The organism is Streptomyces atratus (assembly GCF_040655115.1).
In the GTDB taxonomy this organism is placed as follows: Bacteria; Actinomycetota; Actinomycetes; order Streptomycetales; family Streptomycetaceae; genus Streptomyces; species Streptomyces atratus_D.
This window is the reverse complement of record NZ_JBFAJH010000105.1, coordinates 1-7,463: the sequence shown is the minus strand read 5'-3', so window position 1 is coordinate 7,463 and position 7,463 is coordinate 1. Positions and strand designations below refer to the sequence as shown.

The 7,463-nt window shown below is 68.4% G+C and carries 5 protein-coding genes and 3 pseudogenes; 2 read left to right on the top strand and 6 right to left on the bottom strand.

The genetic code is table 11. The features are described 5' to 3' along the window. Positions 1-607: 607 nt before the first annotated feature. Both AB0I23_RS40720 and AB0I23_RS40715 read right to left on the bottom strand, forming a co-directional pair. Entirely contained in the window at positions 608-1,588 is a 981-nt protein-coding gene (locus AB0I23_RS40720) for an alpha/beta hydrolase (RefSeq protein ID WP_359118240.1), read from the bottom strand. Between the two features lie 891 nt (positions 1,589-2,479). Next, a pseudogene (locus tag AB0I23_RS40715) lies at positions 2,480-2,911 on the bottom strand (Tn3 family transposase); the annotation flags it as partial. Positions 2,912-2,985: 74 nt separating this feature from the next. Between AB0I23_RS40715 and AB0I23_RS40710 the strand changes: the two are divergent. Together AB0I23_RS40710 and AB0I23_RS40705 are read left to right on the top strand one after the other, a co-directional pair. After that, positions 2,986-3,459, top strand: coding sequence for a hypothetical protein (locus AB0I23_RS40710; protein ID WP_359118238.1), 474 nt, complete (start codon positions 2,986-2,988; stop codon positions 3,457-3,459). Between the two features lie 21 nt (positions 3,460-3,480). Continuing rightward, positions 3,481-3,645 (top strand): hypothetical protein, encoded by a 165-nt coding sequence (locus AB0I23_RS40705; RefSeq protein ID WP_359118242.1) that lies wholly within the window; start codon positions 3,481-3,483, stop codon positions 3,643-3,645. Between the two features lie 250 nt (positions 3,646-3,895). Here AB0I23_RS40705 and AB0I23_RS40700 read toward each other — a convergent pair. The 4 genes and pseudogenes from AB0I23_RS40700 to AB0I23_RS40685 all read right to left on the bottom strand — a co-directional run. After that, a pseudogene (locus tag AB0I23_RS40700) lies at positions 3,896-4,129 on the bottom strand (tyrosine-type recombinase/integrase); the annotation flags it as partial. Between the two features lie 429 nt (positions 4,130-4,558). Further along, a pseudogene (locus AB0I23_RS40695) lies at positions 4,559-4,834 on the bottom strand (Tn3 family transposase); the annotation flags it as partial. A 444-nt stretch (positions 4,835-5,278) separates the two neighbouring features. Next, positions 5,279-6,343 (bottom strand): hypothetical protein, encoded by a 1,065-nt coding sequence (locus AB0I23_RS40690; protein WP_359118237.1) that lies wholly within the window; start codon positions 6,341-6,343, stop codon positions 5,279-5,281. A 135-nt stretch (positions 6,344-6,478) separates the two neighbouring features. Then, the gene (locus AB0I23_RS40685; protein WP_359118235.1) at positions 6,479-6,934 is read right to left on the bottom strand and encodes a MarR family transcriptional regulator; all 456 of its coding nucleotides are present in this window, start codon (positions 6,932-6,934) and stop codon (positions 6,479-6,481) included. Positions 6,935-7,463 lie beyond the last annotated feature (529 nt).

Genomic DNA, 7,463 nt, shown 5'->3' with positions numbered 1-7,463 from the left:
TCGAGGGCAACCGCCTGAAAGCCATACCCGGTGTCTCTGGGCCTCTGGACCTTACGACGGCCCGTCCAACCCACCAACAACGTAGGACCGCCTGACTGCGCCGGTCACCGCCACCGCGCCGCGCCTCACGACCCGGCTCGGCCTGCCCGCTGAGCAGCGGCCCGCCGGTCCAGGTGCCTGACCAGGGCAGGCTGAACCGTCGTCTGGTCCGCGTCGATGTTTGCCAGGCCGTTTGGTGGACGGGACCGCGTCGGCGAGGCGCGCCAGGGAGTCGGACGGGTCGCCGACAGCGAGGCGTCCGAACGGGGCACGCGCGGCTTCGTCGGGGTCGTCGGTGACTCCGTACAGGCTGACCCCGGGCCGCAGGAAGTCGCTGCTGCTGGGCGTGTGGTAGCGGAAGACCGGTGCACGGAAGCGGAGGACGACGTCATAGCCGGCGAGCACCTCGGCGACCGCGCCGACGGCGGACGGCAACTGGCCCTGGCAGCAGTGATGACGCGGAGGCACGCATGGACATGCACGATGCTCCCACGCACCTCATTCAGGGCGGCCACAAGTAACAGCTCTGTGGAGCCCGGGCGCGACAGCCGCCGGGGCCCCGTGTTCGTCAGTGTGTGTGGCGTCGCAGCCGGCGGCTGAGGAGAACGGCTGCCGAACCGGTGGTCAGCGACGCGCCGGTGATGCCGCCGAAACCGGACACATTCCGGGTGCTCCCGGCAGAACCTGTGTTCGCGAGCGTCGGGCGGGCAGGCTCGGCAGCTGTGGCGGCATGGAGGATCAGGTCGGCAACCGCTTCGGGGTGCGCGATCAGTGATACGTGGCAGGAGTTGATCTCGATGGTGTGGGAGTGGGCGCGCTTGGCCTGGAAGCGTTCCTGGTCCGGGTTGATCGTCATGTCCTGCCGGCCGACCAGGGCCCAGGACGGAATGGTCTTCCAGGCCGCGACCTTGGCCGTCTCCGAGAACGCCGTGGTGGCCGCGGGCCGTTGGGTGACCCCCAGCAGATTTGCCTCGCTGGCAGGCAGGCAGGCGGCGAAGACCGGGTGCACCTTGTCGCGCTTCAGGTACAGGTCGGTCCCGCCGGCGCCCCCGCCCGCCCGGTAGGGCACGGACTTGGTGGCGGTGGCGAGGGCGCTGGGGAACCGGGCGGCCAGCGACATGCCGCTCTCACCCACGTCGGGCATCAGCGCCGATATGTACACCAGGGACCTCACCTGGGAATTGCCGGCCGCCGCCGTGCTGATCACGGCTCCGCCGTAGGAGTGGCCGGCCAGCACGATGGGGCCCTTGATGCTCTTCAGCACGGAGGTGATGTAAGTGGAGTCGCTGTACAGCCCGCGCAGCGGGTTGGCCGGGGCCATGACCGTGTAGCCGTGACGCTCGAGCCGTTCGATCACCCCGTTCCAGCTGGAGCCGTCCGCGAACGCCCCGTGCACCAGCACGATAGTGGGCTTCGCGCCGCTTTCGCCGTCGCCCGTAACGGCCGGGGCCGCTCCGACCACGCACAGGGCGGCGACGGCGCACCCGGCCACCGCGACGTGGGAACGCCGTATGCGGCGCCGTGAGCCACGGAATGCAGATGCAGTCATGTCGTTCTCGCTTTCCCTTGAGGCCTACGACCCCTCAGCGTTCACGCATCGGTGCCGCCGAGCCCGGCCACGCGGTCCAACCGGGTGAAACCGGAGTGGCATCGGGATGGCAAGGGGCGCGCCGTGCTGTCGAGAGCGGTGACGGCGAGCAGGAAGCGACCCGCCGCCTCGGGCCATCGCCTCTTCGCAACGGGCTCCACGTGATCCCCCGGCTCGCGCGCCACGCCCGGAGAGCGTCGGTCACGCCTCACCCAGGTGGAGGAGCACCTCGAACGCGCGCCGCGTCACGACGCTCACCCGCGCCAACCGGTGCGCATACGCGCTCTGCGCGGGTTCCGTCACTCCGTCTGACCGATGCGGTCCCTGAGTGCCCACGCCCACGCGCTCCGCGCATTCGCCGGTCGGCCCGGCGTGCGGTCATCCCCGCTGCCGATCCGCTGCCGTGGACGGGGTAGCGTGCCAAGATCTTCGGCCTTACCTGGGTCCCGGCACCCCGAGCGCGGGCGGCATACGGTGCTGCGCCCGGTGGACGAAGGGCCGGCACGGTCTCGTCGCCGGCTTGCCGTGGGGGCGCGGACGGGTCCTCCGCGGGGCACGGCGGGCCCGAAGTGGGCGTGGGGCCGGTTACTTGCCGGGGCTCGGGTCCGTCGGTGCGTACAGGGCCGCACGCAGAGCTGGTCGACGGTGGCGTGCGGTCATGTCTCCGCCCACCGAGTCGCCGACGACGGCCAGCCCCCCGGGTCAGCCTGCTGACGCCATGGGGCACCGACCAGCCGGGTTGTGCTGCTGGAGTGTCCTGGCGCGGTACGTATGGCGGTCAGGCCGAGGAAGTCAGCCGGTCCCGTTCGGCAGCACGTACAGGGTGGTCAGGGAGGGATGCTGGGCGACGCCATAGAGCTGCCCGGCGTGGCCGTGGAAGATCTTCCGGGCGAGCGCGTGGCGGCCCTCCTGCAGGTTGGCCTGCGTCTTGATCTGCCGCCGGTAGCCGGGCTCGTCGGCCAGTCGCAGGATGTGCAGGGTCCTGGCGATCCGCCCGTAGTGCGCGATGGCGTCGCCCAGCGGGGTCGGCCGGCCATCGCGCGACAGCATCCGGATCACGTCGTAGGCCCGCACCGCGCCAGTGTGGATAGAGCCGATGATCCGCAGGATGTCTTCCCAGTGCCGCTCGATGCGCACCATGTCGACCCGGCCGCGGGCGGCGTCCTGGAAGGCCCCGTAGTCGGCCGTGCGGTCGGCGCGCCACATCTTCTGGTCCGGCAGGTCCGCCAGCTGCGGCGCGTACGTGAACCCGGCCAGGGTGAGCAGGCCGAACACGATGTCGTTGTTTATGTGGACAGTTCAAGTTGATCTTCCTCCGGTAGGGTGAGGCTTTCGATGAGGTAGCGGGGGGAAGCGTCTTGGATGTCACCGTTCAGTGGATACGGACGTCCTGGACGAAGGAGTCCCGGGGAGGAGAGGCTGCGGCTCGCCGGAACGCGGTCCCGGTCGGCTTTCGTGTCCCGCATATGTCGCCTTCGGTCGCGCATGTAGTTCGCATACATGAGCGAGACGGCTTCGCTCCCTATGACGGCCAGGAAGACCTGCGGAAGGTCGACGTCCAGTTCCGGGAAGACGACGGTCGGTTGCGTGTCCTTCCCCGGGTCCAGCCCCTGTTTGCCATACCGCCTCGGCCACGACGGCCCCCGGCTGTGCGCCTTGTCCCCGGTCAGTGGGTGCGCTGGCAGCTCAACTACCGTTTCAGCAGCGCGGCGGGAGTGCGGGGCTGGTCGTACTGGCTTGACACGTTCAACCTCGCTTACGGCCCGGTGGGAGCCGATGCGTTCTTGTCTCCGCCCACGGTGCTCGTCGATGAGCGAGGACCAGTCCGGTAGCCCACCGGGGAGTGATCACACATGGGAGACTTCGGCTTTCTCGTCGGGATGGGCGGGTTGCCCAAGGTCCGCCAGAAGCTCGTCGATGCGGTCGCTGGTGCAGCGGCGTCGTTCGACCTAGCGGTCCCAGCCGCGTTCGGCGGCGTCCAGCGCGAGGGTCTGCTCGACCCTGCGGCGCGTCCGTAGCCGTGGTGCGTACTCGGGTGGTGACGAACTTGGCGCAGGTCAGGTGAATGTCGCACTCGCACGGGCCTTCGGCAGGAAGGCGCAGGCATCGGTCGAGTTCAAGCTCCGTTTTGAAGAAGTTCGTCTTGAGCCAGTCGATTGAGGTGTCCGGCAGAGCACCGGTTCTGGGTTCTGCGGCGGCGGGGCCGGCGATCGTTGCTCCGGATCCGAGGACGGCCCGGTAGCCGCGCAGTACTTCCTGGTCGCTGACCTGTGCGTAGACGAGTGCCATGCTCACGGAGGTGTGCCCGAGTACCTTGATGATGGTGTGCAGCTTCGCGCCGCGTTCGGCGAGCTGAGCGCCGACGGTGTGACGGAATCGGTGGGCTGATACGGCTCCGCGGCCGGTGCCGTCCCGGCCACCTGGGCGGACGAGGCCGACGGCCTTGCAGGCGTCCTGGATCGAGGTCTCGGCGGCCGCGGCACCCGGCGCCTGGAGGCGCAATCCGGTTCACCGTGCTCGCCGCGAGCTTGGTGGCCGGCCCGTCCGCACCCATGGTCACAACCGACAGGGTCATCCGACGCCGAGGGCGTCGAGACGGCACCGAACGCAGATACTCCAGCAGCGCGATCGAGTCCGGCGGACCGAAGCGTTCCCAGCTCAGACCGCTACCGGCAAAGAAGAGCCACAGGTGCCGGAGGTCGTACGCGTAGGACACCAGCGTGTTCGGCGAGCAGTCCCGGGCTGCTGGGAACCGCAGGAAACCGGAGATCACCTCGATCGGCTCGCCGCTCTCGTCGAGCAACTCGACACGGTGTGACCCGTTTTCCTGGCCTTCTCGTACCCGCATGGACGCCTCCGCCACCGTCGCGTGCAACGGCTCGGACGGCCGCCCCTGCCCCTCAACGAGAGGCAAGGTGTCCATGTAACTAAATAGCTCGCCGTGTCGGTGACGATCATCTCGGGGCGCCGGCCGCCGTCGCGGTCGTAGAGCACGTCCAGGACGTACAGCGAGTCGCGCGGGGTGCCGGCCACCACCTTGCCGCCGAGCCCGGCCGCCTGGTCGTTGATCGTGTTGAGCCAGGTCGCGCCGCCTCGGCGCCCGAAGTACTGCGGGTTCGGCCGCGCGTACACCGACGACACCCTCCTCGAAACTGCTCTCACCGCTGCCATCCAGCACGAAAACCTGGACCCGCTGGACGAAGCCAAGGCGCTGCAGCGCCTCGTAGAAGTCCACGGCTCGCAGCGCGCGGTCGCCCGATCCCTCGGTAAATCCAGCCCCTGGGTCACCAGAGGATTGCTTTGCTGAAGCTCACCCCCGAGCTCCAAGAGGCAGTCGAGAACAAGAGCCTTCCGGTCGAGGCAGCCCGCAACGTTGGCCAACTGCCCGCGCAGCAACAACAGCCCGCCGCCGATGAAGCCCTCACTGCCCGGGCCGAGCGCAAATCGAGGCGGCGCGGTGGGGGTGCTAACGCCGTTAGCACCCCCACCGCTGTCCCCACCCCTGGTTCAGGTGCTAACGCCGTTAGCACAGTGCTGAACTGCTGCCGCCCACAGGGATGGGGGCACAGCTATCTCCCTGACGTCCCTGCTTCGGTCACAGCACTGTGCTGTGACCGAGATGGTTCGCCGGTTTGGCGGTGCCCTGCCGGGTCAGAGACGCGGCCCGAGCCGTCCGAACCGCCTGAGCAGTGCGGACGGCGGGATGTCCACCAGCTGGGTGGTCAGGTGCCAGGAGCCGCCGCCGCGGTCTTCCTGGATGACCAGGAAGCCGGGGCGGGGTAGACGCAGCGTATAGCGCCCCTCGCCCACGCCGAGCTCAAGATCGCCCCGGCTCCAGTCGTAACCGGGAATATTCCTGGGCCATGCGGGTGGGCGGCAATCGCAGTCGGGCCAGGACCGCAGGCACTGGCCGCACACGTAGCGGACCTGCCACTGGAAGCCGGTCCGGAACCGGCCGGTGAGCACCGCCGGGCCGCCGTTGTAGCGGAGCACCTCGTCACCGTGGCCGTGGTGCTCGTGGGCGAGCGTGGTCGCGGCCGACAGTGGGACGACCCGGATCGACCAACGGTGGTCGTTCCAGCTGTAGTCGGTGGTGACGCTCAGGTGGGTGGCGTCCGCGGGCAGGTAACAACGGCCGTGGTACTCGCCGCTGATCCAGATCAGCTTCCCGCCGGTGGGGGCCCCACCCTCGGTGCGCGTTACGGTCGCAACGTCGAAGCCGCCGTTGCCGGTGACATCGACCTCCACCAAAGCAGGACGGCCGGGCTCGGGGCGATCGATGAGCACCTTGGTCGTGCCGTCGCCGTAACCGGTGTACACATGGCGCTCACCGGTGCCGGTGAGCGGCCGCGGGCGGCCGGTGCCGGCGGCCGGCGGGAGAGCGTCAATCGGGACGGGTCGGCCATGGCGCCGGGCGTCAAGACGGATCATGGCCGCGCGACCGTCGCGCAGGGCGGTCAGCGCGTCGTGTTCCGTCCGCGCCGCACTGGCCCGGTCGTACGCCGCCAATGCAGCCCGGTACTCCTTCAGAACGGCGGGGGTTGTATCGGGGCCGTTGACATCGAACTCCAAGGTGGCCATCTCTTCCCCGAAGACGGTCACCGACTCCTCTACCACTGCGGGCAGTTCCACCGCGGTGCGCCAGCGCCGGCGCAACATCAGGTAGAGCCCACCCATCCCCAGGCCAAGCAGGAGACTCACCGCATAGCCGATCACGCCCGTCATCCTCGCACAGGCGTCCACCACTCAACAGGACTCAGCACCGGGCGTAATTGATCTGCTGCAGCTTCCACCTTCCAACCGCTCCAACCGCTCCAACCGCCGACCCGGCGGACCAATCCGGTCACAGCACTAGTGGTGCCATGCCTCGCCTCTGACGTTGTGGATCATCCGCTGCAGTACCTTGAGGGTGACCAGGTACTCCTCATCAGTGATGCCGTCGTGGGATCGCTTTCGCATGGCCGTCTGGCGCTCTGCGCACTGGCGATAGACCGTGTCTCCCCCAGAGGTCAGCCGAAGGCGGTTCTCATTGTCGAGCGCGAGCAAGTCCCGGTCGAGGAGGGCGTCGATCTCCCTCGCGAGCGCGGCTCCCACGTCCAAGTAGCCCTGCAGGACTATCGTCACTTCCTCGCGGGTCCGGCCGTTCTCGCTGGTGGCCACCTGGTTCAGAACCCACCACTGGGGCTGGGTGACATCGAACTGTGCCAGCCCGGCGCGGATGTTCGTGACGACTGCTTTGTGAGCGGCCCAGCTCCAGTAACCAATCGGCTGCTTGACCAGTTCGTTGTCGTGGTGCGAGTACTCCATCGTGCTGCCCTCACCATCTGGGGATCTGGACTGGTGAGAATGAACGTAGAACCTCAACCAAACATGAGGTCAAGCGGCTGCAGGATCCAGTGACGGCATCCCGACGCGCGGCTGCAGCCTGCCGCTCGCGCACTCAAATACCCACCGAGAGTCACGACCCAGTCCATCAGAGCAGAGCATTCGCGACAGTTGATTGCGCGTCCTTACCAGTATCAAGCCCCGAGCACAACGTGACGCTTGCGCCCGTTGATCAGCTTGCCGCCGTCGAGCCGCGGCTGTCGGCGCCGACGACGGCGTCCGCCTTGACCGACTGCGAGTCGATCACCCCCGCGCTCGGCTCCACATCGTGCCCCAGCTTCTCGCGGACCGCGCGCAGCCGGTCGTGGAACTCCCGGGCCAGGCCGTGGTCGCGCCAGCGACGGAAGAACGCATAGACCCGGTCCCTATTAGTTACGTGGAATCACACGCCGCGGGATGCAGCTCGTATTCTGCGGCGTCCCCACGTACTGAGGAGATCCGTTGGGCAGCG

Coding starts and splice junctions, on each gene's coding strand:
- AB0I23_RS40720 (WP_359118240.1), bottom strand. CDS start 1,588: ATGACTGCATCTGCATTCCGTGGCTCACGGCGCCGCATACGGCGTTCC.
- AB0I23_RS40705 (WP_359118242.1), top strand. CDS start 3,481: ATGGGAGACTTCGGCTTTCTCGTCGGGATGGGCGGGTTGCCCAAGGTC.
- AB0I23_RS40685 (WP_359118235.1), bottom strand. CDS start 6,934: ATGGAGTACTCGCACCACGACAACGAACTGGTCAAGCAGCCGATTGGT.